Source organism: Oceanococcus atlanticus, from assembly GCF_002088235.1.
Taxonomy (GTDB): Bacteria; Pseudomonadota; Gammaproteobacteria; order Nevskiales; family Oceanococcaceae; genus Oceanococcus; species Oceanococcus atlanticus.
Genome location: NZ_AQQV01000003.1, coordinates 633,138 through 658,772, shown reverse-complemented (window position 1 = coordinate 658,772; position 25,635 = coordinate 633,138). Strand labels below are relative to the sequence as shown.

General features: G+C 61.0%; 24 protein-coding genes and 1 tRNA gene. 17 read left to right on the top strand and 8 right to left on the bottom strand.

From position 1 onward, the window contains the following. Nucleotides 1-8 precede the first annotated feature (8 nt). The 3 genes from ATO7_RS14070 to fusA all read left to right on the top strand — a co-directional run bounded on the left by ATO7_RS14070 (nucleotide 9) and on the right by fusA (nucleotide 3,546). Complete coding sequence (locus ATO7_RS14070; RefSeq protein ID WP_083562725.1) at nucleotides 9-635, top strand: Mpo1-like protein; 627 nt, start codon at nucleotides 9-11, stop codon at nucleotides 633-635. A gap of 63 nt (nucleotides 636-698) precedes the next feature. Further along, entirely contained in the window at nucleotides 699-1,289 is a 591-nt protein-coding gene (locus ATO7_RS14065; RefSeq protein ID WP_083562723.1) for a methyltransferase, read from the top strand. Nucleotides 1,290-1,458: 169 nt separating this feature from the next. After that, a complete protein-coding gene (fusA, locus tag ATO7_RS14060; protein ID WP_083562721.1) occupies nucleotides 1,459-3,546 on the top strand; it encodes an elongation factor G in 2,088 nt (695 codons plus the stop codon). 94 nt (nucleotides 3,547-3,640) lie between these two features. Here fusA and ATO7_RS14055 read toward each other — a convergent pair whose 3' ends face one another. The 4 genes from ATO7_RS14055 to ATO7_RS14040 all read right to left on the bottom strand — a co-directional run bounded on the left by ATO7_RS14055 (nucleotide 3,641) and on the right by ATO7_RS14040 (nucleotide 8,716). Further along, nucleotides 3,641-5,716 carry a TonB-dependent receptor gene (locus tag ATO7_RS14055; protein WP_083562719.1) on the bottom strand — a complete coding sequence of 692 codons (2,076 nt, stop codon included), beginning with the start codon at nucleotides 5,714-5,716 and terminating at the stop codon, nucleotides 3,641-3,643. Nucleotides 5,717-5,771: 55 nt separating this feature from the next. After that, the gene (locus ATO7_RS14050) at nucleotides 5,772-6,770 is read right to left on the bottom strand and encodes a hypothetical protein (RefSeq protein WP_083562717.1); all 999 of its coding nucleotides are present in this window, start codon (nucleotides 6,768-6,770) and stop codon (nucleotides 5,772-5,774) included. Between the two features lie 173 nt (nucleotides 6,771-6,943). Continuing rightward, entirely contained in the window at nucleotides 6,944-7,270 is a 327-nt protein-coding gene (locus ATO7_RS14045; protein WP_146680364.1) for a hypothetical protein, read from the bottom strand. Between the two features lie 69 nt (nucleotides 7,271-7,339). Continuing rightward, entirely contained in the window at nucleotides 7,340-8,716 is a 1,377-nt protein-coding gene (locus ATO7_RS14040) for a hypothetical protein (protein ID WP_083562934.1), read from the bottom strand. 173 nt (nucleotides 8,717-8,889) lie between these two features. Between ATO7_RS14040 and ATO7_RS14035 the strand changes: the two genes are divergently transcribed. Beyond that, a complete protein-coding gene (locus ATO7_RS14035) occupies nucleotides 8,890-9,522 on the top strand; it encodes a trimeric intracellular cation channel family protein (protein WP_083562710.1) in 633 nt (210 codons plus the stop codon). Nucleotides 9,523-9,528: 6 nt separating this feature from the next. On the opposite strand, the gene rnk is transcribed toward ATO7_RS14035, so the two are convergent. Next, nucleotides 9,529-9,942, bottom strand: a complete 414-nt coding sequence (rnk, locus tag ATO7_RS14030) for a nucleoside diphosphate kinase regulator (RefSeq protein WP_083562933.1) — start codon at nucleotides 9,940-9,942, stop codon at nucleotides 9,529-9,531. Nucleotides 9,943-10,053: 111 nt separating this feature from the next. Between rnk and ATO7_RS14025 the strand changes: the two genes are divergently transcribed. Then, nucleotides 10,054-11,478: an aminotransferase-like domain-containing protein gene (locus tag ATO7_RS14025; protein WP_206044932.1), complete on the top strand. Its 1,425-nt coding sequence runs from the start codon at nucleotides 10,054-10,056 to the stop codon at nucleotides 11,476-11,478. Here the strand turns inward: ATO7_RS14025 and ATO7_RS14020 are convergent. Then, nucleotides 11,466-11,684, bottom strand: coding sequence for a DUF2970 domain-containing protein (locus tag ATO7_RS14020; protein ID WP_083562707.1), 219 nt, complete (start codon nucleotides 11,682-11,684; stop codon nucleotides 11,466-11,468). The genes ATO7_RS14025 and ATO7_RS14020 overlap by 13 nt on opposite strands. A gap of 122 nt (nucleotides 11,685-11,806) precedes the next feature. Between ATO7_RS14020 and ATO7_RS14015 the strand changes: the two genes are divergently transcribed. Then, nucleotides 11,807-13,720: a c-type cytochrome gene (locus tag ATO7_RS14015; protein WP_083562705.1), complete on the top strand. Its 1,914-nt coding sequence runs from the start codon at nucleotides 11,807-11,809 to the stop codon at nucleotides 13,718-13,720. Nucleotides 13,721-13,787: 67 nt separating this feature from the next. Next, the gene (locus tag ATO7_RS14010) at nucleotides 13,788-14,411 is read left to right on the top strand and encodes a YitT family protein (RefSeq protein WP_083562704.1); all 624 of its coding nucleotides are present in this window, start codon (nucleotides 13,788-13,790) and stop codon (nucleotides 14,409-14,411) included. Here ATO7_RS14010 and ATO7_RS14005 read toward each other — a convergent pair. Then, entirely contained in the window at nucleotides 14,408-15,457 is a 1,050-nt protein-coding gene (locus ATO7_RS14005) for a mechanosensitive ion channel family protein (RefSeq protein WP_083562702.1), read from the bottom strand. The two genes, ATO7_RS14010 and ATO7_RS14005, sit on opposite strands and share 4 nt — an antisense overlap. Nucleotides 15,458-15,528: 71 nt before the next feature. Further along, nucleotides 15,529-17,553, bottom strand: a complete 2,025-nt coding sequence (gene uvrB / locus ATO7_RS14000; protein ID WP_083562700.1) for an excinuclease ABC subunit UvrB — start codon at nucleotides 17,551-17,553, stop codon at nucleotides 15,529-15,531. 45 nt (nucleotides 17,554-17,598) lie between these two features. On the opposite strand from uvrB, the gene ATO7_RS13995 reads away from it, so the two are divergent. The 10 genes from ATO7_RS13995 to ATO7_RS13945 all read left to right on the top strand — a co-directional run bounded on the left by ATO7_RS13995 (nucleotide 17,599) and on the right by ATO7_RS13945 (nucleotide 25,627). Beyond that, complete coding sequence (locus ATO7_RS13995) at nucleotides 17,599-18,783, top strand: pyridoxal phosphate-dependent aminotransferase (RefSeq protein WP_146680363.1); 1,185 nt, start codon at nucleotides 17,599-17,601, stop codon at nucleotides 18,781-18,783. Between the two features lie 73 nt (nucleotides 18,784-18,856). Beyond that, a tRNA-Asn gene (locus ATO7_RS13990) sits at nucleotides 18,857-18,932 on the top strand. 242 nt (nucleotides 18,933-19,174) lie between these two features. Continuing rightward, nucleotides 19,175-20,401, top strand: coding sequence for an efflux RND transporter periplasmic adaptor subunit (locus ATO7_RS13980; protein ID WP_083562694.1), 1,227 nt, complete (start codon nucleotides 19,175-19,177; stop codon nucleotides 20,399-20,401). Nucleotides 20,402-20,445: 44 nt separating this feature from the next. Further along, nucleotides 20,446-21,141: an ABC transporter ATP-binding protein gene (locus ATO7_RS13975; protein ID WP_083562932.1), complete on the top strand. Its 696-nt coding sequence runs from the start codon at nucleotides 20,446-20,448 to the stop codon at nucleotides 21,139-21,141. Beyond that, the gene (locus ATO7_RS13970; RefSeq protein ID WP_083562692.1) at nucleotides 21,138-22,301 is read left to right on the top strand and encodes an ABC transporter permease; all 1,164 of its coding nucleotides are present in this window, start codon (nucleotides 21,138-21,140) and stop codon (nucleotides 22,299-22,301) included. The genes ATO7_RS13975 and ATO7_RS13970 overlap by 4 nt, the downstream gene beginning before the upstream one ends. Continuing rightward, nucleotides 22,298-23,479, top strand: a complete 1,182-nt coding sequence (locus tag ATO7_RS13965) for an ABC transporter permease (protein ID WP_083562690.1) — start codon at nucleotides 22,298-22,300, stop codon at nucleotides 23,477-23,479. The genes ATO7_RS13970 and ATO7_RS13965 overlap by 4 nt, the downstream gene beginning before the upstream one ends. 1 nt (nucleotide 23,480) lies before the next feature. After that, nucleotides 23,481-24,179 carry a dienelactone hydrolase family protein gene (locus ATO7_RS13960; RefSeq protein WP_083562688.1) on the top strand — a complete coding sequence of 233 codons (699 nt, stop codon included), beginning with the start codon at nucleotides 23,481-23,483 and terminating at the stop codon, nucleotides 24,177-24,179. A gap of 7 nt (nucleotides 24,180-24,186) precedes the next feature. Continuing rightward, complete coding sequence (locus tag ATO7_RS13955; RefSeq protein ID WP_206044931.1) at nucleotides 24,187-24,699, top strand: O-acetyl-ADP-ribose deacetylase; 513 nt, start codon at nucleotides 24,187-24,189, stop codon at nucleotides 24,697-24,699. Beyond that, nucleotides 24,696-25,163, top strand: a complete 468-nt coding sequence (locus tag ATO7_RS13950) for a protein tyrosine phosphatase family protein (RefSeq protein WP_083562686.1) — start codon at nucleotides 24,696-24,698, stop codon at nucleotides 25,161-25,163. Before ATO7_RS13955 ends, ATO7_RS13950 begins: the two co-directional genes overlap by 4 nt. Further along, complete coding sequence (locus ATO7_RS13945) at nucleotides 25,160-25,627, top strand: DM13 domain-containing protein (protein WP_083562683.1); 468 nt, start codon at nucleotides 25,160-25,162, stop codon at nucleotides 25,625-25,627. The genes ATO7_RS13950 and ATO7_RS13945 overlap by 4 nt, the downstream gene beginning before the upstream one ends. Nucleotides 25,628-25,635: the final 8 nt, after the last annotated feature.

The window sequence follows — 25,635 nt, the reverse complement described above, 5'->3', positions numbered from 1 at the left end:
GCTTTCCTATGAATTTTTTTGAAGAACTGCAAAAGCAACGATGGGATGACCATCGCTACTACCACCACAGCCGGATCAACCAAGCGCTGCATCTGGTCAGCGCCTGCTGCTTTCTGACCAGCTACGCCTTGCTTTTCATCAATCCGGTGCTGGCGGTCATGGTGGGTTGGATGCTGGCCATGGTGCTGCGTCAGATCGGGCATTTTTTCTTTGAGCCCAAGACTTATGATGACGTCAACAAGGCCACGCATGAGTTCAAGGAAAGCGTGAAAGTGGGCTACAACCTGCAGCGCAAAGTGGTTTTGCTCAGCGTATGGGGAGCGGTTCCTGTGGTATTGGCTTTGCGCCCTGATTTTTTTGGTTTCTTCAGCCCGGAGGAAACCGCCCGGGGGCTGCTCTACAACACGTCGATTCTGTGGTTGATCGTTGGAATCGGTGCAGTGATTTTCCGCACCCTGCACCTGTTCTTTTTGATGGGTGTGCAGTCTGGCTTGGTCTGGGCTTGCAAAATCCTCACCGACCCCTTTCACGACATCAAGATTTACCACAAGGCGCCCATGCATCTGCTCCGTGGTGAGATGTACGACGACATGAGCGATTGGTACAGCCCCGCTGTGACAAAGGCCGACGCTTAGGGGCGATTCAATCGGGCTCGCAGCGCGTTCCCGCGCGGGTGATGGCCCCGGAGCACATGAGCGATGTCTTTCAGTCTGTTTTTGGCGTTTTTTGCCGCCGCCGTGGTGCTCAGCTTTGAGCGTCTGACCTATATCTACGTTTGGCGCAGGCCGCGGGCGTTTGCTTCGCGCTGTCGGCGTTGGCGACTTGCCGCCGACCCTGTGGCCGGTCTGGAACGCTTGTTTTATCTGTTCAAGGTGATTCAGATACTGGTCTTTGCAGCCTGGATATTCATGTTTTCCGCGGGGCAATGGCCGCAGCTGGCGGCATGGCCGTTTTTGTCGGGTGGCATCGTGCTGATATTGGTTGGTCAGATGCTCAACCTGATGACATTCTGGCGTCTGGGGCGTGTCGGCATTTTTTACGGGGTGCGTTTCGGTCATGAGGTGGCGTGGTGCCGCCAGTTTCCATTCTCGGTATTTCGCAACCCGCAGTATCTGGGAACGGTGCTGAGCATTTGGGGACTGTTCATCGCAGTTCGCTTTGAGCAGCCCGACTGGCTGCTGATCCCGCTGCTGCAAACGCTGTATTACGCATTGGGCGCGCATTTCGAGAAAGACAGCCCCAGGCAACCCGGTGCTTATGTTCAGGCTGAGGTGCGCGCGACGGGTTAGCTGCTTAGCAGTCGCCTGCGGTGAGGCGCCCTGAGCAGGGCGCATTTTTCTGTGCAGGCAGGCTGCACAGATGCTGCAGCGTAGTGCAAAAAAATGGCATAATGGTCGAGTTTTTCCTTAAGTTCAGCGGAGCGAGACGCTCCGCCCCAACGCAGAAGTGCCTCAGCTCATGACAGACCTCAGCAAATACCGAAATATCGGTATTTTCGCCCACGTAGACGCGGGTAAAACCACAACGACTGAACGCATCCTCAGTCTCACCGGCAAAATTCACAAAACCGGTGAAACGCATGATGGTGAAGCCACCACCGACTTCATGGAGCAGGAGCGTGAGCGCGGCATCACCATTCAGTCCGCAGCGACCAGCTGTGAATGGAATGGCCATCGCCTGAACATCATTGACACACCCGGGCACGTGGACTTCACGGTTGAAGTGTATCGTTCGCTTAAGGTGCTGGATGGCGGTGTCGGTGTGTTCTGCGGTTCCGGCGGTGTGGAGCCCCAGTCGGAAACCAACTGGCGTTATGCCAACGAATCCGAAGTCTCCCGCATCATCTTCGTAAACAAGCTCGACCGCATGGGCGCTGATTTCATGCGCGTGGTCAAGCAGATCGAAACCGTGCTGGGCGCAACACCTCTGGTGATGGTGCTGCCGATCGGGCGTGAAGATGAGTTCTCTGGCGTTGTTGATCTGTTGACCCGTAAAGCATGGATCTGGGATGCGTCGGGCGATCCGCTGAAATACACCATCGAAGACGTACCGGCCGATATGGCTGACGATGTCGAAGAATGGCGTGAAAAGCTGATTGAAACCGCTGTCGAGCAGGACGACGATCTGCTGGAAGCGTACCTGGAAGGCAATGAACCCAGCGTTGATGACATCAAAAAGTGCATCCGCAAGGGCACCAACTCCATGGCCTTCTTCCCGACCTATTGTGGTTCGGCGTTCAAGAACAAGGGTATGCAGCTGATGCTGGATGCCGTGGTTGATTTCCTGCCTAGCCCGACCGAAGTCAAGCCGCAGCCGGAAGTCGACCTGGAAGGTAACGAAACCGGCGAACTCGCCATCGTTGACCCGGATCGCCCGCTGCGTGCGCTGGCCTTCAAGATCATGGATGACCGTTTTGGTGCGCTGACCTTTGTGCGTATCTACTCGGGCCGTATCGAGAAGGGCATGACCGTGCTCAACACGTTCACCGGCAAGACCGAGCGTATTGGTCGTATCGTCGAGATGCACGCTAACGATCGTATCGAGCATGACAGTGCGCAGGCCGGTGACATCGTTGCCGTGCTGGGCATGAAGAACACCCAGACCGGTCACACGCTGTGTGATCCCAAGGATCCGGCAACTCTGGAACCGATGGTGTTCCCGGCCGCTGTGATTTCCATGGCGATCGCACCCAAGGACAAGGCTGGCGCTGAGAAGCTGGCTCTGGCCCTGGGCAAGATGGTGCAGGAAGATCCGTCGTTCTACGTCAGTTCTGACGAAGATTCGGGCGAAACGATTCTCGGCGGCATGGGTGAGCTTCACCTGGACGTCAAGATCGACATCCTGCGTCGTACCCACAAGGTCGAAGTGGTAGTTGGCAAGCCGCAGGTGGCTTACCGTGAAACCATCACCCAGGCGGTTGAAGATTCCTACACCCACAAGAAGCAGTCGGGTGGTTCCGGTCAGTTCGGTAAGATCGACTACGTGATCGAGCCGGGTGAGCCGGGCAGTGGCTACGTCTTCGAATCCAAGGTCACCGGCGGTAACGTGCCGCGTGAATTCTGGCCTGCCGTCGAGAAGGGCTTCAAGCTGATGATGGACGAAGGTGTCCTGGCCGGCTTCCCGCTGATGGACTTCAAAGTCACGCTCATGGACGGTGCTTTCCACGCGGTTGACTCCTCGGCTATTGCCTTCGAGATCGCGGCCAAGAGCGCTTACCGTCAGACCATTCCGAAGTGTTCGCCGCAGCTGATCGAGCCGATCATGAAGGTCGACGTGTTCACGCCTGAAGATCACGTGGGTGATTGCATCGGTGACCTGAATCGTCGTCGCGGCATGATCAAGTCGCAGGAAGCAGGTGCCACGGGTGTGCGCATCAAGGCTGACGTGCCGCTGTCCGAAATGTTCGGTTACATCGGCGATCTGCGCACCATGACCTCGGGCCGTGGCCAGTTCTCGATGGAGTTCTCGCACTATCTGCCGTGTCCGAAGAACGTGGCTGATGCCGTGATCGAAGAAACCAAGGCGCGTAAGGCCGAGCAGGGCTAAGCCCCTCAGGTTTTAGCGTCTAGCGATCAGGCCCCACCTCATTGAGGTGGGGCCTTTTTATTGGGCGCCTGATTATTCCGCGTTCAGTTCGTGGCTAAAACTTCCACCTGGCGCCGGCGCTGACCTGACGGCCGGGCAGGGGCGCCGTGTCTTTCAGAACCGACAGATGGTTCTGAGCGTAGGCATCGAACAAATTATCTGCTTTGAGCCACAGATCCAGCGCTTGCTGGCCCAGCTGCAACCGGTGTTCGAGGTACAGACTGACCCAGTTGTAGGCGTCTGTGGCGCTTTCGTTGGGGGCCAGATGGCGGGCTTCAAAGACATGTTTCAGGCTCGCTGTTGCGAGCCAGTCCGAGTGCTCGTAGCGTAAACCTGCGCTCATATTGGCCGGTGCCGTACGTGGCAGGTGACGGCCGTCAGATTGTTCCGCATGCAGCGCGTCGGCTTGCAGCCAGAGCATCCAGGTATGTTCAGCCTGAGCCTGCGAATGGTGCTCGTAGCGCACTGAGCCACCGATGAATCGGGCATCACTTTGACGCGTAAACCACACGTCGCTGAGGTGGAACGGATCGCTCAAAGCCGCGCCTTCGTCGGTGTAGCCCTGATCCTGAAAGATGTAATCCTGGAAGCGGTAGAAAAAGCCCGAGAGTTGCCAGCGATGCCGTGGTTTTGACCAGCTGAAGTCGGCGTCCAGATTGAGGCTACGCTCGGTGTCCAGATGTGGCGTGCCGAAGATGTAACTTTCGGTGGCGTGGTGAAAACCGTTCCAGTAAAGCTCGTCCACACTGGGCAGGCGTTGCAACGCGCTCAGGCTCAGTTCCCAGCTCAGTGGTGTGGTGTTCAATGGCTCGCGCCGCAGTCCGAGCGACACGCTCCAGGCGTCCTCGCGACGCGTGTCGTAGTAGCCGGCATCCAGCTGCTCGGGATAGACCCATTGTTCCTGGATGTTATTGGCATCCGGTTTCAGTTCGCGCCATTGTGTGTGCAGGCCAACGCTGATGCGGTAGTCCGCCCCCAGCGGTCGGTCCGCCACATTGGACAGCTGCCACAACAGGCTTTGCGTGTCTGGCATGGGGTGACCATGGCTGTAGGGCAGGCCAGTGCTTTCGATGTACTGCAGGATTGATTCGCCCAGCGGAGCACCGCTGCGCGGAGCGCGTGAGAAATCGTTGCAGGCGCCGTGCTCATGACACACGCGCAGCTCGCTATTGCTCGCGCTTAAACGTGTTTCACCGCTCCACAGCGCGGCAGACCAGCTCAGTTGCAGCGCTGCTTGCTGCTGCTGCTGGCCGAACAGGCCGTCCTTACGGCCGCCTTCCGTTTCGTCATGCAGATAGTCACTGTAGTGAGCATCTACATTGATTCTGTCCAACCAGATGGGGGCTGGGTCGTAGCGAAATTTGAGACTGTAATCTTCGCGCTGCATGTTAATGCGCGTAGCTTCCGGCGTGTCGTTGGGTATGCCGTAGTCTTTTTCCAGTTGGGTGGTGCTGAGCAGCCATTCGCTGCGCGAGCCCGGTCTCCAGCCTGCCGCCAGTTGAATCTGATCGGTGCTCAAGTCGGAGTCGGCAATGCGTTCACCACGGCCGGATTCGTAGGCCTGGGCATCCTGTGTCAGCCCGCCAACATGCCAGGCCCAGGTGTCATCCGACCACGTCAGCCGGGTGTCCAGATTGTGGCTGCTGGGTGAGGCACGCAGATCGCCCGCCACCTGACCGCGCCATCCGGAGGCCAGAAATGGATTGTCCAGCACGTCGCGAATGCGCACCACGCCACCGGCCCGAGCCGCGTAAAGCAGGGAGGCCGGGCCTTTGAGCAGTTCAATGCGTTCGGACGCGCGCGGTGCGACCGCAACCGCATGATCCTGGCTCATGGCGGAGAGGTCGGAAACCTCGTTGTCGTTGTGCAGGATTTTGATGCGGTAACCGCTCATACCACGCACCACCGGGCGGCCAACCGCTTCGCCGTAGCTGGCCGAATCGACGTTGGGCATGTTGTCCAGATAGCCGCCGAGCGTGGCGTTGGCAGCGTCCTTGCCGAGATCCGTGGTGTCACTGTTTTGGTTCTCGGCCGGGGGCTGGGTGACGGTAATCGGGGCCAGCTCGGTTTGCGCAGCGCTGGCCAGCGGCAGCGCCAAGCAGCACGCGGCCGTGAGAATCATATGACGCATGGAATGCTCCGATCGCCCCGGACTGCAGTGATGTCCGGGGCGATGTCAGGCTTTATTAATGCTCGTGATCGTCGTGATCGTGGTCATGCGCCTCGCCGGCGCCGAGGATGGCCACAAGGTCCGCGCGCACGCCAGTCGGCAACAGGGCGGCGATGTCCCAAGCGGAGTGCTGGTGGTAGTCGCTGCCGTGAGAATCAACCAGGTAAATGGTTTGCGTATCCGGCACAAAAATCAGGATGCCGTCGTCGCTGGCGCGAGCCACTGTGGTGCGCTCGCAGTCCAGAATGCTGCTGACGTTGTCCAGCTTGACGAAGTTCTGCGCTTCTTCGAGACCTTCGGTTTCTTCGTGGTAGAAGTAAACGCGGCCTGAGTCGGTCAGTGCGAAATGCATAAGCTCGCCATGTTCCTCTTCGGCCTTGGCGTGGTCGTGCTCGTGTGCGTGTTCAAGCGCGACATAGGGATCGACAAAAGCGCGGCACAACTGTTGGCCGGCAGGCAAGGCTTCGGCCACTTCGTTATACAGGGCGTTTTGATCAGCCACATGGTCGTTGAGTCGAGCAAACGCAGCTTCGACATTGCTACCCGCTTCCGGGTTTTCAAACTCGTCGGCGGTGTGTGCGGCCAGATCATCGCCATGGAAATGCACCAGTTTGCTGAACACGCTGGCGTCGACCGTATCGCCGCTGACGTATTCCGGGAGCATGAGCAGGTACTTCATGTCCAGATGATCTTCGCCTTCGTCTTCATACACATCGGGCCAGTGCAGGAATTGACCGATGGTTGAGGTGTCGGTGATCTCGAGCTTCTGGACGCCGCTGTCCTGGCTGCTGGCGGCTTCCTGATTGAGATCGGTCAGGATCAGACTGCTGGTGTCATAGCCGTAGTACGCACCAGTGCTTGCGTCGATCAGGCTCAAATGCAGTTCGTCAGGCATGCCCAGGTCGATCACGCTCGGCTCGCCCGAGCTGGAACTGCTGGAGTCATCGCAAGCACTGATAAAAAGGGCCTGTGCGACAACGACGGAGGAAAAAAGGATTTTGGACGTGGAATTCATGGTCAAACTCGTAAGATGCGACAGCTTCGCGGACACCGCCGAAAGCCCACAAATGGACGGTTCACGGCGGCATCGCAGATGCTGCAAAACTTGGATAATCCCAATGAGCAGGAACGGGCTTAGGAAGCCACACCAAGACGAAACTCAGGCCGTCAGGGTCGAGCGATCAGGGATCAGGACTGTGTTTGAAACCAGAATTGAGGAGGCGCGCGGGCCTGAAAAGCATGAGCGGCTGCTGCACTGACCTGGGAGGCCCCAAGGGCCGGCGGTTCACAGGTATGAGGCGAGGCGATGGCACAGACACCACTGCTTGAGAACAGTGTCGGCTGTTTTTCCACATTGTGGAAAATGGTGCACAGCTCGCCAGCATCGTGGAAAGCATGGACTTCTGCGTGCAGTAACGCGCTGGTCTGAGCCAGAACCAGCAGCAACAACGAGGCCACGACGTGCATACGACGTCGCGGCGGTGCTATCCGGTTATGCGAATACAGCTGGCTCATATCCGCATGAGTATCGGTCAATTGGCGATTTAATGGCAAGCTGTGCCGGGCGTGCACTCGCCCGTCAGTTCACGAGGTGTCGCCAGATTTTGCGGCGGCGGCATCGCCCAGCGGCGGGTTTAGCCCGACCAGGGTCAGGGTTGCGATGACGCCGATCAACAGACCTTGCCACGGTTCAAACAGAGCCAGAGCCATGCCGGTGAGCAGGACCACGCCACGCTCTGTGGCATCGCGCGGAATCGCCATGGCCACATAGGCACAGGCAAAGCCGGTTAATACCAGGGTCAGCGACAGGGCAATGCCCATCAGCGGCTTCAGCCCGGTCAGCATGGGCAACAGGAAAAACATGAACGGCAGACACATGACGTAGTAGCTGCCCAGCCCGGAGAACAGATGGTCCATGGCTTCGCCGCCGCGCTTCCAGCGCTGTACCACGATGACGTGGACCCCGGTCCACAGGCTGCCCTGGGTGGGGAAAAACGGTGCGCTGATGGCCATCAGGGCGTTGCGGATGCCAACCGACAGATGTGAGCGGCTGGGGTTGATGTCCGGTGGGTCGTCCGGCCGATTGTCCGCCGCCTGACGCAGCACCTCGTTGCCGGTGACGAGATCACCGAACAGGATGATGTAGGCGACCAACGCCAGCGGCAGGCATTTGAGCATCAGCGCGGCATCGGGCCAGCCTATGGCCCAGGGTGAGGCGATGGCCCACACCTCGCCGACGGGTGGCAGCAGAAAACCCCACTGGATGTCGTAGTCGATCTCGCCGACCAGCGGTCCGATAACGGCCGCGAGCAAAAAGCCTGGCAGCAGGCCCAGCGCCGCGAGCAGGCCAACCGCTTTGTTGGTTTCGCGCAGCCGCTGCAGGGGCAGGGAGAAGGCCAGCAGCAGGCACACCGCGCAGGCCAGGGTGGTGCTGATCGGCTGGGCCAGCAGGTATTTGTCGGCATCATCAACAAACACGCGCTTGAGTGCAGCGATGGCCGCGCCGAGGATAATGCCGCCCTTCAATGCCGGGGGTAACCATTGCATGAAGCGTGTGCCCAGGCCGGTGATGCCCAGTAGAACCACGATCAGGGCGAAGTCCAGGGACAGTGCGGTCATCGCCTGAAAACGATCATGCGGGCTTTCGAAGCCACCGATGACGAAGGTCAAAACCAATGGCAGCGCCGGGGTAATCCAGCCTGGAGCATAGGGTTCGCCAAATACGAACACGGCGGACGAAATCAGGATGGAGTGAATGAACGAGGCGGCCACGGCCTGCTCAAAGCTCAAGCCGAAATAGCCCATCATCACCGGCACCAGCGCCAGACCAGTGGCGGCCGCCACCATGGTGCCCTGCAGGCCTTCGGACCAGTACCAGCGTGCATGGACAAAGGGGATGCGCAGGGTAAATGGTCCCCAGCGCAGGCCGCCGCGGGTGCGTGCGGTGTTGCTGTCGTTCATGTTGTCTCCCGGAAAACTGCCGCATGGACGACTCATGTCGTCGCATAGTTTTGATCTGCGTGCAGGATCGCCTTTGTACGTCAGAATCGCATGCCGGGCAATGCCCAGGGCCTCAACATCGGCGTCTCAAAGGCGGATAATACCGGGTTGGTTTTCCTGCCTATGGTGCGCGCATGCCGATCTTGTCCGAACTGATGTACTGGCTGAGCCAGGCTGCGGTGGCCAGTATGGCGGCGGCCGCGGTGATTGAAGCCGGTCGCAAGCGCTTTGATCTGTTCGGCATGCTGGTGGTGGCGGTCAGCGCGGCCTTGGGCGGTGGTTCGCTGCGCGACATGCTGCTCGATCGCCCGGTTTTCTGGGTGCGCGACCAGACCTACCTGCTGACAGCGCTGGGTGCGGCCTTGCTGATGTTTTTCATCGCCAGGCGTTGGCGCATGCCCCTGCGCATGTTCCTGATTTCCGACGCGCTCGGGCTGGCACTGTTTACGGTGGTGGGAACGCGAGTTGCCCTGAACATGGAAGCCGCCTGGCTGACAGCATCCTTTCTAGGGGTGGTGACCGGCGTGATGGGCGGCATTCTGCGCGACATCCTGTGCAACGAAGAACCCCTGGTCTTCCAGGGGCCGTTGTATGCGACGGCTGCATGGGCCGGGGCGCTGTTCTACATCGTGCTGATCGATCAAGGCCTCAGTGGCGTGGTGCCGGCCCTGTTGGCCGGCAGCCTGGTGTTTGGCCTACGTGTCGCCGCCTTGCGCTGGACCTGGCGCTTGCCGTCCTATCGCGATGCGGATGATGCGCGCGATTAAGCGGGCTTAGCGATGCAGATCGCCGGCGCGTTCCGGCTGGTAAAGAATTTCGTCGATGGTGACGCTCAGCGTGCGCCCGTCGGGGCTCGGCCACTCAATGCTTTCGCCTTCGGCCAGCCCCAGCAGCGCGCTGCCGATGGGGGCCAGGATCGACAAGGTTTCACCGCTGTCGTCGACTTTGTCCGGATACACCAGGGTGTAGCAGAAGGTCGCCCCGGTGGCGTCGGCCTTGAAGCGCACCTTGGAATTCATGGTCACCACATTGGGCGGAATCTGCTCGGGGGTGACGATCTCGGCACGCTCCAGCTCGGCCAGCAGATCGTCGCGACCGGGCAGGGTTTTGCCACTGTTGCTATACAGCACAGCCTCCAGGCGGTCAGCGTCGAGGCTGGAAATGACGATGTCTGGTCTTGCTGCCATGATCAAAGCTCCTGAGGTGCCCGCAAGGGACACAAAAAAGTCAGAACCCCAGTTGGGTGTTGAATGGGGTGCGACACTACCCGATCCGCAGACCGAAAAGTAGATGCTCGCGTGAAGTACAAGGAATATGCCGACGATATCGCGCGTTTGATATATGGGGGCGAACTGGCGCCGGGTCAACGCCTGCCATCGGTGCGCGAATTGGGTGCCCAGCGGGGGCTCAGTCCGGTAACCGTACTCAAGGCTTATCACCGTCTGGAGGCCCGCGGCTTGATTGTGGCCCGCCCACGTTCGGGATTCTTCGTGGCTCAGCGCGTGCCGGCACCGTTGCCGCAGCCGCAGCCCTCACGGCCGGTGGCACGGGCCACGCCCGTGCACAAGGGCGACTTCATTCACGACATTCTGTATGCCTCGAAAACGCCCGAGGTGATTCCTTTGGGCTCAGCGTTTCCCAGCCCCACCTTGTTTCCGATGGCACGCCTGGCGCGCTCCATGAACCGGGCCATGAAGCGTCTTGATCCATGGCGCGCGGTGACCGATCTGACGCCGGGCAGCGCACGCCTGCGTCAGCAGTTGGCCCTGCGTTACCAGATCAGTGGCATTGCGCTGGATGCGCAGGAGCTGATCGTGACTGACGGCGCGCTGGAAGGCCTGAATCTATGCCTGCAGGCGGTTACCCGGCCCGGGGATAGCGTGGTGATCGAATCGCCAACCTTCTATGCCGCCCTGCAGACCATACAGCGCCTCGGTTTGCGTGCGCTGGAAGTTGCCACCGACCCGGCCGGCGGGGTGGATCTGCAGGCGCTGGAAAATGTATTGCAACGTCAGCAACCGGCGGCCTGCTGGCTGATGACAAATTTTCAGAATCCCACCGGTGCGTGTATGAGCGATGCCAACAAGCAGGCCCTGGTGCGTTTGCTGGCCGCGCACAACGTGCCCTTGATCGAAGACGATGTGTACGGCGAAATTTATTTCGATGGCCATCGTCCACGCCCGGCCAAGGCCTTTGATCGTGAGGGCGGTGTGCTGCACTGCAGTTCGTTTTCCAAGTGTCTGGCGCCGGGATATCGGGTCGGCTGGGCGGCCGCCGGCCGCTACGCCGATGTCGTACAGCAGCTCAAGCTGGGTACGACGCTGAGCACCGCGTTGCCGCCGCAGGTGGCGTTGGAGGATTACCTGGACGAAGCGGATTACGACCGTCATCTCAAAACGTTTCGTGCGGCTTTGCAGGACGGTCGTGACGCCTTGCTTGAGGCGGTGCGTGACTTTTTCCCCGAGGGCACACGGGTTACCGTGCCTCAGGGCGGCTATTTTGCCTGGCTGGAGCTGCCACGCACGGTCGATACGCTGGTGCTGCACCAGCGCGCACTGGCCCACAACATCAGCGTTGCGCCGGGTGCGATTTTCTGTGCGCGTGAAGATTTTTCACATGCATTGCGGCTGAACTATGGGCATCCCGAGGACCGACGGATCAATCGGGCGCTGAAATGGCTGGGCCAGCAAGCTGCGGAGCTGGCCGGCACTCAGGCCGCGTAGCGCAAGGCCAGCTTAACTGCGGCCCAGAACAGGCCCGACACCAGCAGGGTCATCAGCAGGCCCACGATCAGATAATGCAAAGGGTTGCCGTGGGTGAAGTCGCGTTTGCGCTGGCGCGAGCTTTGCACGCCGAAGAATGCGGCGGCAACGCTGCGGGTCACTTCCCACAGGGAGGGGCGTTGGGATGGTGGTGGGGGCGATGTCATGCGCGTCTCTGGCATAAGGGAGCCTACAGCCTGCGCCTCGCGCGGACTCGGGTGAAGATGCAGCTTGTGCCGGAAAACCTGTTACAGACGATCATCTGTTACACAAAAATCTAACCGAGCTGATGACACCACGCGACGCCGCATTGCGGCATGCTGGTGTGGATCATTTGAAGAACGAAGGCAATCGAGTGCGCACCCTGGTTTCAATACGGTTCATCGCCGTGCTGCTGGTCATGCTCAGTCCATCACTGCACGCGCTGGAGCGCATGGACGAGCGCCTTGAGCCGTGCGCGGCCTGTCATGGTGAGCAAGGGCGTTCGCAAACCGAAGCGTATTACCCGTCCATTGCGGGCAAGCCGGCGCACTATCTGTTCAACCAGCTGCAGCATTTTCGCGATGGTCGACGTGAGCACCGCGTCATGGCGGGTTTGCTGGCGCCGCTGAGCGACGACTACCTGTGGCACATGGCGCGCTATTACGCCCAGCAAAGCCCGCGTGTTGCCCCCGCGGGCCCGGCTTTGGCGCCGCAGCGCATGGCCGCGGCGCAGCGACTGGTGGAGCAGGGCGAAGAAGCGGCTCAGCTGCCGGCCTGTGTCGACTGCCATGGTCAGGATCTGCACGGCGTGCTGCCTGCAATACCCGGCTTGACCGGGCTGGACGCGGAATACATCACGGCCCAGCTCGGGGCTTGGCGTGAAGGTGTACGCCGTGCCGATGAGCCGGATTGCATGGGCGAGATTGCGCGGCGCATGAGTGCGCAGCAGATCACCGAGGTGGCCCAGTGGCTGGCCAGCCGTCCGGCCAGCAGCCACGATCGGCCGGCGCCGGCGAACGATCATGAGTTGCCCTTGCGTTGCTTTGCCCAGAGTTCGGATGAGCCAGCCACGCGTATGGCCGAGAGCGCGGATGAGCAGCTTCAGCACGGCGCCTATCTGGTCCGTGCCGGCAACTGTGCCGGCTGTCATACCGCACAGGGCGGGGCGCCGTTAAGCGGCGGGCGGGCCATCGATACGCCGTTCGGAGCGGTCTACAGCAGCAACCTCACCGCTGATCGCAAGACCGGTCTGGGCGAGTGGTCTGCGGATGAGTTCTGGCGTGCACTGACACAAGGGGTCAGCCGGGATGGACGTTTGCTCTATCCGGCGTTTCCGTACACCCACTACAGCATGCTGACGCGGGCTGACAGCGATGCCATGTGGAGCTATCTGCGCAGCGTGCCCGCGGTTACACAGGCGCCACCGCCACATCAGTTACGCTTCCCGTTCAATACGCAACTGGCCCTTCGGGTGTGGCGCTGGCTGTATTTCGATGCCCAGCCGTACAGCGAGGATCAATCGCAGGATGCGGCCTGGAATCGAGGGCGTTACTTGGTCGAGGGCCTGGGCCATTGCAGTGCCTGTCACGGCAGTCGCAATGCCCTGGGCGGACTGCAACCCACGCGCGCCTTTGCCGGTAGCCTGCTTCCCGACAGAGCGTGGTACGCACCACCTTTGGCACGCAGCCGCGACGCCGAGCAGCGCGCGGATCTGGCCGCGGTGCTCAAACACGGCAGCGCGGCGCATCGGGTCGCCAGCGGGCCCATGGCGCAGGTGGTCAAGGACAGCCTGCAGCATCTGAGCGATGCCGATATCCAGGCCATGGTCAGCTATCTGGACAGTCTGCCGGAAGTGGCCCCGACCACAGTGCAGTCGCTGGCCGTGAGCGCACCGTTGAAGAGCCGCCAGATGACCCAGGGGGCGCAACTGTACGAGCAGCACTGTGCCGATTGCCATGGTCCGGACGGGCAGGGCGAGGCGCTGGTTTTCCCTGCATTGCGGGGCAATGATGCGGTGTTGAGCGCGACACCGGGCAATGCCATCCGCAGCCTCAAGTTTGGTGGTTACCCGCCCAGCACGCAGGGCCGGCCTTATCCCTTTGGTATGCCGCCGTTCGCCCATCAGCTCAGTGCCGAGGACATGGCTGCCGTGCTGACCTATGTGCGTAATGCCTGGGGCAATGAGGCCAGTGCGGTGTCGCCGGTGGAGGTTGCGCGCTAGCCGGTACGCTCAGGTGGAACTGGCCGGATTATTGCTTGAGACAGCATCCCTCAAGCATTGTGCTGTTATGAATAGTTCTGCCGGGCTGCGCGCGCAGCCCACGCCTCACAGCTGGCTGGATGACATTCAGGGTTTCATCCTGGGTACCAATCTGGTGGCGCTGGGTATTGTTCTGCTCCAGGCCAACGGTCAGATGACCGGTGGCACGGCGGGGCTGTCGTTTCTGCTCCACTACCTGACCGGCTGGAGCATCGGCGCGATGTTCTTTGTCGCCAACCTGCCGTTTTTCGTGCTCGCGTTGTGGCGTATGGGAATGCGTTTCGCGCTCAAATCGACGCTGGCGGTGTTGCTGATCAGCGTGCACATCCATGTGATGCCGCTACTGCTGCGCATCGAGGCGATTGCTCCGGTCTACTCGGCCATCGGTGGTGGTCTGCTTATCGGCATGGGGGCGCTGGCCTTTGTGCGCCACGGGGCCAGTGTGGGCGGGGTCAACATTCTCGCCGTGTACATGCAGGACAAACATCAAATCAGCGCCGGTAAGGTGCAGATCGCCATCGACATGTCGATCCTGTTCGGTTCACTGTTCGTGCTGGCGCCCACCCAGCTGGGCTATTCGGTGCTTGGCGCGGTGGTGGCCGGGCTGGTGCTGGCGATGAATCACAAGCCCGGCCGTTACATGGGGCTTTAGCTGGCGGGCTGGGCCGATTTGTCCTGCGCGTTGGCCTGTTCCTCTTCGGCCAGCAAGCTGTTGAGTTCCTGTTCCAGGGCGCGGCGTTCCGGCGAGTCTTTCTGCGCCTCCGTCATCTGACTCAGGCTTTGCTTGATCTCGTCGATGCGCTTGCGCCGCTGGGTTTCCTGGCTGGCCTGTTCGGCCTTATCGAACACCATGTCCTCGACCTTGGTCTGCGGTTCCTCTTCATCGGCCAGCAGGGTCTTGCGTTCGGGCCGCGGGATGGCTTTCTGGCCATCTGTCTGCGGCCGCTGGTTCATGAATGTGGGCGAGACAATTTCCACCCCCGCGTCGTGCAGGGTGTCGAGCATGCAGGCGCGCAGGCGTGAGCGCGCGGTGATCAGGCTGCTCACGTCATCCAGGCGTCCGGCGATGCGATACAGCACTGAAAAATCGCCCAGCTCCAGAATCTGCACGAACGCGTCATTCAGTTCTGCGTCGGCGGCGGCCTGCTTGAGCAGTTTTTCGATCTGTTTGCGGTGCACGTCGTAGCCCAGCGACACCGTGGCCGAGATGATGGTGCCGGTGTCGTGCACCACCGTCACCGGATTGGTGATCAGGTGCATGTTCGGCAGGGTCATCAGATCGCGGTCTTCGGTCTGCATTTCGGTGTGGAACAGGCCGCGTTCCGAGACGCGTCCGAAATGCTCGCCCACGCGGATGAAATCACCGGGGCGGAAACTGTTGACGATGCGCAGCAGCAACCCGGCCATCATGTTGGCCACCAGGGTGGTGGATGACAGCGCGATCAGGGCGGTGATGACCACGCCGATCAGACTGAGCACCTGACCGCGTGTGGTGTCGGAAATGGGCAGCGCCAGGATGGTCAGCAAAAGGGCCAGTGCCCAGGCGCCCAGCACCATCATCTGGCGTGGCAGGTGTGCATCCGGGTCGGCCGGCTGATGCCGGTGCATCCACATGTGCAGGGCACCCAGCAGCAGGGTAACCAGGCCAAGATTGATCAGCAGGGGGACAAAATCACCCAGCCACTGGGGCAGCGTCATACACAGATCCTGAGTTGTAAGGCACGGGGCGCAGCAGGATTCGCATCCGGGCGACTAGCATGGCCTGCGCGTCAGGCCTGGTCCAGTTCCAGGGTCATCTCGCGAATGCGCTTGATTTCGTCGCGTTTGGCCGCGGCCTGCTCAAACTCCAGATTCTGCGCCGCTTCATGCATTTGCTGTTCCAGCAGCTTGAGATGTTTGGCCAGTTTTTGCGGCGGCATGCGGCGGTAGTCCGGGGCATCATCGGCAACCCGGGCGGCCGGTTGCGCGCGCAAATCCTCGTAACCGGCGTGCATCACATCCATCACTGCTTTACGGATGCCCTGCGGGGTGATGCCATGGGCCTGGTTGTGCTCAATCTGCTTGCTGCGGCGGCGGTCGGTTTCGTCCAGTGCGCTGCGCATCGAACCGGTAACTTCGTCGGCGTAGAGAATCGCCTTGCCTTTGAGGTTGCGGGCGGCGCGGCCGATGGTCTGGATCAGCGAGCGTTCCGAACGCAGGAAGCCTTCCTTGTCGGCGTCGAGAATGGCCACCAGTGAGACCTCCGGAATATCCAGACCCTCACGCAGCAGGTTGATGCCGATCAGCACATCGAACGTGCCGATGCGTAGATCGCGAATGATTTCCGCACGTTCCACCGTGTCGACATCCGAGTGCAGATAACGCACCCGCACGCCGTTGTCATGCAGGTATTCCGTCAGGTCTTCGGCCATGCGCTTGGTCAGCGTGGTGACCAGCACACGTTCTTTGAGCTGGCTGCGCTCGCGAATCTCGCCAAGCAAATCGTCGACCTGATTGCCGACCGGGCGAATCTCCACCTCCGGGTCGATCAGGCCGGTGGGGCGCACCACCTGTTCGACCACCGCGCCGGCATGGCCGGCTTCGTAGGGCCCCGGAGTGGCCGAAACGAACACGGTTTGCGGGGCCAGGCGCTCGAATTCCTCGAAGCGCAGCGGACGGTTGTCCAGCGCCGAGGGCAGGCGAAAGCCGTATTGCACCAGGGTTTCCTTGCGCGAGCGGTCACCTTTGTACATGGCGCCCAACTGCGGCACGGTGACATGCGATTCGTCAATGACCAGCAAGGCATCGGCGGGCAGATAGTCGAACAGACACGGTGGCGGTTCGCCCTGCGCACGGCCCGACAGATAGCGCGAATAATTTTCGATGCCGTTGCAGTAACCCAGCTCCTGAATCATTTCCAGGTCGAACAGGGTGCGCTGCTCCAGGCGCTGGGCCTCTAGCAGCTTGCCGTCGTGGCGAAACTGGGCGAGCCGATCGCGCAACTCATCCTTGATGGCATCAACCATGTCGAGCTGGCGCTGACGCGACGTCACATAGTGGGTCTTGGGGAAAATCGTGTAGCGCGGGACCTTCTGGTTGACCTGGCCGGTCAGCGGGTCAAACAGGGTGATGCCCTCGATCTCATCGTCGAACAGTTCCAGGCGCACGGCTTCGGCATCCGATTCGGCCGGAAAGATATCGATGACGTCGCCACGCACGCGGAAGCTGCCGCGTGAGAAGGCCATGTCGTTGCGGGTGTACTGCAGATCGGCCAGCTGGCGTAGCAGGTCGCGCTGATTGAGACGGTCACCTTTGACGAAGTGCATGACCATCTGGAAATAGCTTTCCGGATCGCCCAGACCATAGATGGCCGAAACCGAAGCGACGATGATGGTGTCGCGCCGCGACAGGATCGCTTTGGTGGCCGACAGGCGCATCTGTTCGATGTGCTCGTTGACCGACGAATCCTTCTCTATATAAGTGTCGGACGAAGGAACATAGGCTTCGGGCTGGTAGTAGTCGTAGTACGACACGAAGTACTCAACCGCGTTATTGGGGAAGAATTCGCGGAATTCGCCGTAAAGCTGGCCAGCCAGGGTTTTGTTCGGTGCCAGCACCAGGGTGGGGCGCTGCTCGCGGGCGATCACATTGGCGATGGAGAAGGTTTTGCCCGAGCCGGTGACACCGAGCAGGGTCTGATGGCTCAGGCCATCGTGCAAGCCCTCACACAGGGCGTCGATCGCCTTCGGCTGATCACCTGCCGGCGCCCAGTCGGCGGCCAGTTCAAACGGGTTGTCGAGTGGAGTTAGTGGCATGATTTCCGTATGATTTCGGGTTCCGTTTTCCTTAATGAGCAGCCCGTGAGCAGCGTTCTTTCCCAGCGCGTTCAGCGCATCAAACCCTCCCCAACTCTCGCCGTCACTGCCCGCGCCGCCGAATTGCGCGCAGCAGGCCATGATGTCATTGGTCTGGGCGCCGGTGAACCGGATTTCGACACGCCGGAGCACATCAAAAAGGCCGCCATCGAGGCGATCAGCAACGGAAAGACCAAGTATACGCCGGTGGGTGGCACCCCCGAACTCAAGCAGGCGGTCATCAATAAGTTCAAGCGTGACAATGGCCTAGACTACAGCGCGGACCAAATTCTGGTGTCCTGTGGTGGCAAGCAGAGCTTTTTCAATCTGGCTCTGGCCATGCTCAATGCCGGCGATGAAGTGATCATTCCGGCGCCGTACTGGGTGTCGTACCCGGACATGGTGCTGGTGGCCAATGGCACGCCGGTGGTGCTGGAAACCAGTACCGCGACCGATCTGAAAATCACCGCGCAGCAGCTGGAAGCGGCGATTACGCCCAAGACCAAACTGCTGGTGTTGAACAGCCCGTCCAATCCCAGTGGCAAGGCCTACACCAAGGCCGAGTTTGCCGCCCTGGCCGAGGTGCTGCGCAAGCACCCGCAGATCTACATCGCCACCGATGACATGTACGAGCACATCCTGTGGACCGATGAAGGTTTCAACAACATCGTGACCGTGGCTCCGGACCTGTATGAGCGCACCTTCGTGCTCAACGGTGTGTCCAAGGCTTACTCGATGACCGGCTGGCGTATTGGCTATGCCGCAGGTCCGGCCGACGTGATCAAGGCGATGAGCAAGATCCAGTCGCAGAGCACCTCCAACCCGGCCTCTATTTCGCAGGCTGCTGCGGTTGCTGCGCTGAATGGTGATCAGAGCTGTGTGGGTGAGATGGTCGTCGCCTTCAAGCAACGCCACGATTACGTGGTTGAAGCGCTCAATGCACTGCCTGGCGTCAGCTGCCTGCCATCTGATGGCACCTTCTACGCGTTCCCGGACTTCTCCGGTGTGATCGCGGCGCTGGATGGTGTCGACAACGACATCCAGCTTGGCGAGTACCTGCTGGAGAAGGCCGGTGTTGCGCTGGTGCCGGGCTCAGCCTTCGGTACACCGGGTCATATGCGCCTGTCCTACGCCACCGGTTTGGACACGCTCAAGGCCGCAATTGAACGGATTTCCAAGGCGATTCAGTAAACCGTTCAATAAAGTTGCGTTACGGGGTTGTTGCGACGAGATGACATCCCTATAATGCCGCGCTCTACAGCGTTCCCGAGTAGCTCAGTCGGTAGAGCAAGTGACTGTTAATCACTGGGTCGGCGGTTCGAGCCCGTCCTCGGGAGCCATATAAAACAAAGATGCCGGCCTTCGTGCCGGCATTTTTGTGCGCGCTGCTTATTGGGGTGTTGTTGCCCGCGTCTACAGCGCTGTGTCCAACCGGCTTGCGTGCCGGTTTTTTTGTGTCTGTGATCCCGCGCCAGCACCTCGCCTGGCTGTCACAGCACGTGCGCGCGATGTCGATTATGCTTGGCCTCGTTCGATAACACGGGGATGGCTATCGCCACGATGGCCGCGGGGACTCTCAGGGATGAATGACAAATCCGAGTTGTTGGGGCAACTCAAAATCGATCGCGATACCCAGCATGACAACAGCCGGCCGTGGTTGTGGCCATTGCTCATCGTCAGTGCATTGGTGCTGGCGGCGCTGCTGTGGTGGTTGCTGCGCGACAACGCACCGCAGGTTGAACTGGTGACCGCGCAGACCGAACAGGCGCAGGGTGGGCAAGCAGCCGCCTCGGTGCTGGATGCTTCGGGTTACGTGATCGCCCGCCGTCAGGCCACGGTATCCGCGCAGATCACCGGGCAGGTACGCGAGGTGCTGGTCGAGGAAGGTTTGCGGGTCGAACAGGATCAGGTGCTGGCGCGGCTGGATGATAACAATGCGCGGGCACAGCTGGCGTTGGCCGCTGCCCAGGAAGCCGCCGCCGATGCGGCTTTGGCCGAGGTCGATGCGCTGATCACCGAAGTGCGCAAACGCCGCCGCCGTATTGTTGAGCTGCGTCAGCGCAATGCGGCGTCAGATGCCGATGTGGATGCAGTCCAGGCCGAGCTGGACAGTCAGATCGCCCGTCGCGCGCGCTTGATCCGTGAGGTTGCGGTGGCGGCCGGTAATCGCCAAGTGCAGCAGGAAGTGCTTGACGACCACGTCATTCGCGCGCCGTTTGCCGGCGTGGTCACGGTCAAGGCGGCGCAGCCTGGCGAGATGATTTCACCGATCTCTGCAGGTAGCGGTTACACCCGCACCGGTGTGGCCACCTTGGTGGATATGGCTTCGCTGGAGATCGAGGTTGATGTGAATGAAAACTTCATCAACCGGGTGCAGGCGGGTCAAAACGTCAACGCGCGGCTCAATGCCTATCCGGACTGGACCATCCCGGCGCGGGTGATTGCGGTGGTGCCCGCAGCGGATCGCACCAAGGCCACCGTGCGCGTACGCATCGAGCTGCTTGAACAAGACGCCCGCGTGCTGCCGGACATGGGGGTGCGGGTGGCCTTTTTGTCGGAAGCTCAAGACGACAGTGCGCGCCCACAACAGTTGGTCTCGGTGCCGCAGCAGGCGGTGATCACGCAAGGCGGTCGTGCTCTGGTTTATGTGTGGCGCGACGGCAGGCTGGAACGGCGCGCGGTGGGTTTGGCCGGGCGGCAGGGTGAGCGGCAACTGATCAGCGCGGGCTTGAGCGTCGGTGATCAGGTCGCGTTGCCGTTAGAGGACGTGGTGTTTGAGGATGGCATGGCCGTGCGCAAGGCCGACTGAGCGCGTTGCGCATTGTGAACAAGGAACGGTTTGGGGAGATTGATGTGTCAGAAACCTTGGTAAGACTGGAGGGCGTGGCCAAAAGCTACCGCCGGGGCAATCAGGACATTGCGGTACTGGATGCGTTGAATCTGAATATCGAGCGCGGCGACTTTCTCGCCCTGATGGGGCCGTCGGGCTCGGGCAAGTCGACCTTGCTGAATCTGGTCGGCGGGCTGGACAAGCCGACACGCGGCAGCATCACCGTGGGTGATGCGCGGCTGGATCAGATGTCCGGAGGGCAACTGGCGCGTTGGCGTGCCCACCATGTCGGCTTCGTCTTTCAGTTCTACAACCTGCTCGGTGTGCTCAGTGCCGAAAAAAACGTGGAGGTGCCGCTGCTGTTGACCAAGCTGTCCAAGGCGCAGCGCCGCAAGCATGTGGCCACCGCGTTGGATGTGGTCGGTCTGGCCGACCGGGCGCGGCACAAGCCATCGGAGCTGTCGGGTGGTCAGGCCCAGCGTGTCGCGATTGCACGCGCGCTGGTCGGCGATCCTGACCTTTTGGTCTGCGACGAACCCACCGGTGATCTGGATCGCAGCACGGCTGATGAAATTCTCAATCTATTGCAGGTGCTCAACCGCGATCACGGCAAAACCATCGTGATGGTCACGCATGATCCCAAGGCGGCTGAGGCGGCGCGCCAGACCCTGTATCTGGACAAGGGCAAGCTGGTCGAAGCCCAGGGGGTTGCGGCGTGAAGTATCTGCCCCTGGTATGGGCGGCGCTGTGGCGGCGCAAGCCACGCACCATACTGACCATGCTGTCGGTGGTGGTGGCCTTTCTGCTCTATGGCTTGCTGACTGCCGTCAACGCCGCCTTCAATACCGGCGTGGAGCTGTCCGGCGCCGATCGTTTGGTCACCACCGGCAAGTACTCCATCACCCAGGTGCTGCCTTATGGTTACTGGCAGCAGGTCAAAAACATGGACGGGGTCGAGCAGGTGACCTTTGCGTCATGGTTTGGCGGTTACTACCAGGAGGAATTCAATTTCTTCCCGCAGTTCCCGGTCGATCCGCAAAGTTATTTCGACGTGTATTCCGAGCTGACAATTGACGAGGATCAGCTGCGGGCCTTCGTGACCACCCGCACCGGTGCGGTGGTGTCGAAAACCCTGGCCGATCGTTACGGTTGGTCGTTGGGCGATCGCATACCCATCACCGCCGGGATCTGGCCGCTGGCCGACGGCAGTAACAGCTGGGAGTTTGATCTGGTTGGCATATTCGACACGCGTGATCCGGCGGCGCGCTCGCAGCACGAATACATGCTGATGCAGCATGAGTATTTCGATGAGGCGCGTCAGTTCGGCCAGGGTACGGTGGGCTGGTTTATCAGTCAGATCCGCGATCCGGAGCAGGCCGGGCAGATCGCTCAGGCCATCGATGCGCAGTTCGCCAACTCGCCCAACGAGACCCGCAGCGATACGGAAAAAGCCTTCAACCAGAGCTTTCTCAAGCAGATGGGTGATATCGGCCTGATTATTCAGTCGATCCTCGGCGCGGTGTTCTTCACCCTGCTGTTTCTCACCGGCAACACCATGATGCAATCGGTGCGCGAGCGTATCGGTGAGTTGGCGGTGCTCAAGACCATCGGCTTTTCCGGTGGCAGCCTGCTCATGATCGTGCTGGCCGAGGCGTTGTTGCTGACCCTGATGGCCGCGCTGATCGGGCTGGGTCTGGCGGCATTTTTGTTGCCAGGGCTGGCTGAGAATATGCCCGGTTTTTCGGGGCTGGCGCTGGATCTTGAGGCCTGGATCACGGCGTTGTTGCTGGCTTTGCTGCTGGCCCTGATCGTGGGCTTGCCACCGGCTTTGCGGGCCCAGCGCCTGAGCATTGTTGACGCACTTTCGGAGCACGCATGATTCAGCAAATCTATGCCGTAACCGCCATGAACCTGCGCAGCATCCCGTCGCGCCTGGGTACCTCGGCGGTGATTGTGATCGGGATCGCCGGCGTGGTCGGGGTCATGGTCGCTTTGCTGGCCATGGGGGCCGGCTTTCAGGCCACGCTGGCCTCCACTGGGGAAGATGATCGGGCCATAGTCATGCGCAGCGGTTCACTCGATGAACTGAGCAGCGTGGTGATCCGTGAGCACGCCGCAATCCTGGCGGAGACACCGGGTGTGGCCAGCAACAGTGCCGGCGAACCGCTGGCCATTGGCGAGCTGTTCATGCTCACCAATGTGGCCAAGCGCGATGCGGTCGAGCCCAACAACGTGGTGGTGCGCGGAACCACGCCGCAGGTGCTGAAGCTGCGCCATGAGGCACGTTTGGTGGAAGGGCGCATGTTCCAGCCGGGTGTGCGGGAAGTGGTCGTAGGCATTGGCGCACAGCGTCAGTTCAGCGGGCTGCAGATCGGCGATCTGGTCGAGGTGCGTGAGGGCGCCTGGCCGATCGTCGGGGTGTTCGAGACCGGCGGTGATGTTCATGAATCCGAGATCTGGGTGGATCGTGAAGCCTTGGTCACGGCCTCGCGGCGCAGCGCTTGGAACAGCGTCACCGTGCAACTGGAAGATGCCGCCAGCTTCACCAGCTTCAAGGACGCCATCACCAGTGATCCGCGGCTCAAGCTGCAGGTGCAGCGCGAGCCGGACTATTACGCCTCGCGCTCCGAAGCGATGGGCCAGATGATCACCGGTCTGGGCTACACCGTGGCCGTGATCATGGGCATAGGCGCTTTGTTTGGTGCGCTCAACACCATGTATGCGGCGGTGGCCACGCGCACGGTCGAGATCGCGACGCTGCGCGCGCTCGGCTTTGGCAGTGTCCCGGTGGTGATTTCAGTGCTGCTGGAGGCGCTTGTGCTGGCCCTGCTGGGCGCGCTGATCGGCGGTGCGCTGGCGTATCTGTTCTTCAACGGATACAGCGTTTCAACGCTGAATTTCCAGACCTTCAGCCAGGTCGCCTTTGCCTTCCGCGTGAGCGGCGCCCTGCTGGTGCAGGGCATGATTGTGGCCTGCCTGATCGGCCTGGTTGGTGGCCTGTTTCCTGCGGTGCGCGCGGCACGCATGCCGGTGGCTGATGCTTTGAGAGCGTCCTGAGATGAGCATAAAAGAGGTCGTCGAGCTGGCCCTGTCGCAGCGCAAGATTCGGCTGGAAGTGCACCGTCCCGACAACGCTGCGGCCGCGCCGGGCATTTTGTACCTGCATGAAATCTTCGGTTTGCTCGATGTCTACCGCAAGGACGCCGAGGAATTGGCTGCGCGCGGCTACGTGGTCTATCTGCCGGATCTGTACAGTGATGGCGCGGCGCGTTATTGCGTGCGCGCCATGGTGCGCAGCGCCGGGCGACGCAATGCGGCAAGCAGCGGGCCGAACCGCGAAGTGGCTGAATTGCTTGAGAGGCTGAAAGCCGACCCGCACTGCAACGGCAAGCTGGGCATGATTGGCATGTGCCTGACTGGTGGTTTCGTTATCCAGTCGGCGATGCGTGCAGACATGCTGGCGCCGGTGGTGTATCACCATTCGCTGGGTATGGAAGGCGCGGGTGTGCCACGTGATGAGGAGGCCGGTCTGGACAAGATTCAGCGCTTGCAGGGGCACTGGAGCCGGGTTGATCCGTTCTGTCCTGCGGCGCGCCGGGATCGCCTGATCAACAAGCTCGGGGACCGGGTTGAGGCGCATGTGTACAACATCCCGCATGGCTTTCGTTCCGGCAGCCGCCTGACCCAGGGCTCCAAGCTGGCCTGGCAGCGCACCTTGCGCTTCTTTGATGAGCACCTTGAACCACAGCCGGTCTGAGACCAGCATGAACATGCGCGTGGTTGAGGCCGACATCACCACGCTGGCGGTGGACGCCATCGTCAATGCCGCCAACACCAGCTTGCTCGGTGGTGGCGGGGTGGATGGCGCCATCCACAGGGCGGCCGGGCCGGCCTTGCTTGATGCGTGCCGCGCACTGGGCGGTTGTGCGGTCGGCCAGGCCAAGCTGACCGCAGCCTATGACCTGCCTGCACGCTACGTCATTCACACCGTAGGGCCGGTGTGGCGCGGCGGTGATGAGGGCGAACCCGAGTTGCTGGCGGCGTGCTACCGCAATTGTCTGGCGTTGGCGTTCGAGTACGCGCTCGACAGTCTGGCTTTTCCCTCGATCAGCACCGGCGTGTTCGCTTATCCCAAGGCCCAGGCGGCGCGGGTGGCGGTGCATACGGTGTACAAGGAACTGGCCGGCATAGGCAGTGCGCTGCAGGTTCAGTTCTGTTGTTTTTCGGCCGAGGATGCCAGTCTTTATGACCACTTGTTGGCGGAGCATCGTGCATGAGCGCAAGGATTGAAGACAGTTTCAACTTCCGGCGGGTTTCGCCGCAGCTGACCACCTCGGGTGTGGTTGGCGCCGAGCGTCTGGCCAGTCTGGCCGAGCAGGGCTACCGGGCGGTGATCAATCTGCTGCCGGACAGCAGCGAACAGGCCGTCGCCGGTGAGGCGCAGCTGGTTCTGCAGCAAGGTCTGACCTACCACCACCTTGCGGTCGATTTTGCGCAACCCAGCGTTGCCGATTATGAGCGCTTCTGCACGCTTATGGATGAGCTGGGCAAGGCCAGGGTGCATGTGCATTGTGCAGCCAACTATCGCGTTACTGCGTTTTATGCCTGCTACGCAAAGCAGCGCGGACTGTGGAGTGCCGAGCAGGCCAAGGCATTTATTCATGATGTGTGGGCGCCGCAAGGCTATCCCGGTTGGCAGGCCTGGTTTGAGGCTCTGAACGAGCAGGTGCTGATCGCATGAAAACACTACTGCTTTTGATCAGCCACGGCCTGATGCTGGCCCTGGGCTTTGCAGCCGGCATCTACGCCCTGCCGCTGCTGACTCAGCCGGAGCCGCCGACCGCCGCAGCCATGGCCGAGCACAGCCGCGAGGCGGTTTATGCCGGCGTATTGCGGCGTGAACTGGCCGGCAGCGATGCGCTGCATTGGGGCGAAGGCAAAGTCACCCTGGCCGCGCGCAGCATTGCGCTGCAAGGGCGGTTGGCTCCGGGGCCGGATTACAAGCTGTATCTGAGCCCGGACTTTGTCGAGACCGAGGCGCAATTCGAAGCCATCAAATCCCGTACGCTACGCATCGGCGACGTCACCACGTTTGACGGTTTCCTGCTCAGTGTGCCGCCGGATGTGGATATCAGCCAATACACCACCGTGGTGATCTGGTGCGAAGCTTTTGGTCAGTTCATCAGCGCTGCGCGTTATCAATAAGCCCGGGC

Excerpts from the sequence above, each read along its gene's own strand:
- ATO7_RS14070 (WP_083562725.1), top strand. The coding sequence starts at position 9 with ATGAATTTTTTTGAAGAACTGCAAAAGCAACGATGGGATGACCATCGC.
- ATO7_RS14065 (WP_083562723.1), top strand. The coding sequence starts at position 699 with ATGTCTTTCAGTCTGTTTTTGGCGTTTTTTGCCGCCGCCGTGGTGCTC.
- fusA (WP_083562721.1), top strand. The coding sequence starts at position 1,459 with ATGACAGACCTCAGCAAATACCGAAATATCGGTATTTTCGCCCACGTA.
- ATO7_RS14055 (WP_083562719.1), bottom strand. The coding sequence starts at position 5,716 with ATGCGTCATATGATTCTCACGGCCGCGTGCTGCTTGGCGCTGCCGCTG.
- ATO7_RS14050 (WP_083562717.1), bottom strand. The coding sequence starts at position 6,770 with ATGAATTCCACGTCCAAAATCCTTTTTTCCTCCGTCGTTGTCGCACAG.
- ATO7_RS14045 (WP_146680364.1), bottom strand. The coding sequence starts at position 7,270 with ATGAGCCAGCTGTATTCGCATAACCGGATAGCACCGCCGCGACGTCGT.
- ATO7_RS14040 (WP_083562934.1), bottom strand. The coding sequence starts at position 8,716 with ATGAACGACAGCAACACCGCACGCACCCGCGGCGGCCTGCGCTGGGGA.
- ATO7_RS14035 (WP_083562710.1), top strand. The coding sequence starts at position 8,890 with ATGCCGATCTTGTCCGAACTGATGTACTGGCTGAGCCAGGCTGCGGTG.
- rnk (WP_083562933.1), bottom strand. The coding sequence starts at position 9,942 with ATGGCAGCAAGACCAGACATCGTCATTTCCAGCCTCGACGCTGACCGC.
- ATO7_RS14020 (WP_083562707.1), bottom strand. The coding sequence starts at position 11,684 with ATGACATCGCCCCCACCACCATCCCAACGCCCCTCCCTGTGGGAAGTG.
- ATO7_RS14015 (WP_083562705.1), top strand. The coding sequence starts at position 11,807 with ATGACACCACGCGACGCCGCATTGCGGCATGCTGGTGTGGATCATTTG.
- ATO7_RS14010 (WP_083562704.1), top strand. The coding sequence starts at position 13,788 with ATGAATAGTTCTGCCGGGCTGCGCGCGCAGCCCACGCCTCACAGCTGG.
- ATO7_RS14005 (WP_083562702.1), bottom strand. The coding sequence starts at position 15,457 with ATGACGCTGCCCCAGTGGCTGGGTGATTTTGTCCCCCTGCTGATCAAT.
- uvrB (WP_083562700.1), bottom strand. The coding sequence starts at position 17,553 with ATGCCACTAACTCCACTCGACAACCCGTTTGAACTGGCCGCCGACTGG.
- ATO7_RS13980 (WP_083562694.1), top strand. The coding sequence starts at position 19,175 with ATGAATGACAAATCCGAGTTGTTGGGGCAACTCAAAATCGATCGCGAT.
- ATO7_RS13965 (WP_083562690.1), top strand. The coding sequence starts at position 22,298 with ATGATTCAGCAAATCTATGCCGTAACCGCCATGAACCTGCGCAGCATC.
- ATO7_RS13960 (WP_083562688.1), top strand. The coding sequence starts at position 23,481 with ATGAGCATAAAAGAGGTCGTCGAGCTGGCCCTGTCGCAGCGCAAGATT.
- ATO7_RS13955 (WP_206044931.1), top strand. The coding sequence starts at position 24,187 with ATGAACATGCGCGTGGTTGAGGCCGACATCACCACGCTGGCGGTGGAC.
- ATO7_RS13950 (WP_083562686.1), top strand. The coding sequence starts at position 24,696 with ATGAGCGCAAGGATTGAAGACAGTTTCAACTTCCGGCGGGTTTCGCCG.
- ATO7_RS13945 (WP_083562683.1), top strand. The coding sequence starts at position 25,160 with ATGAAAACACTACTGCTTTTGATCAGCCACGGCCTGATGCTGGCCCTG.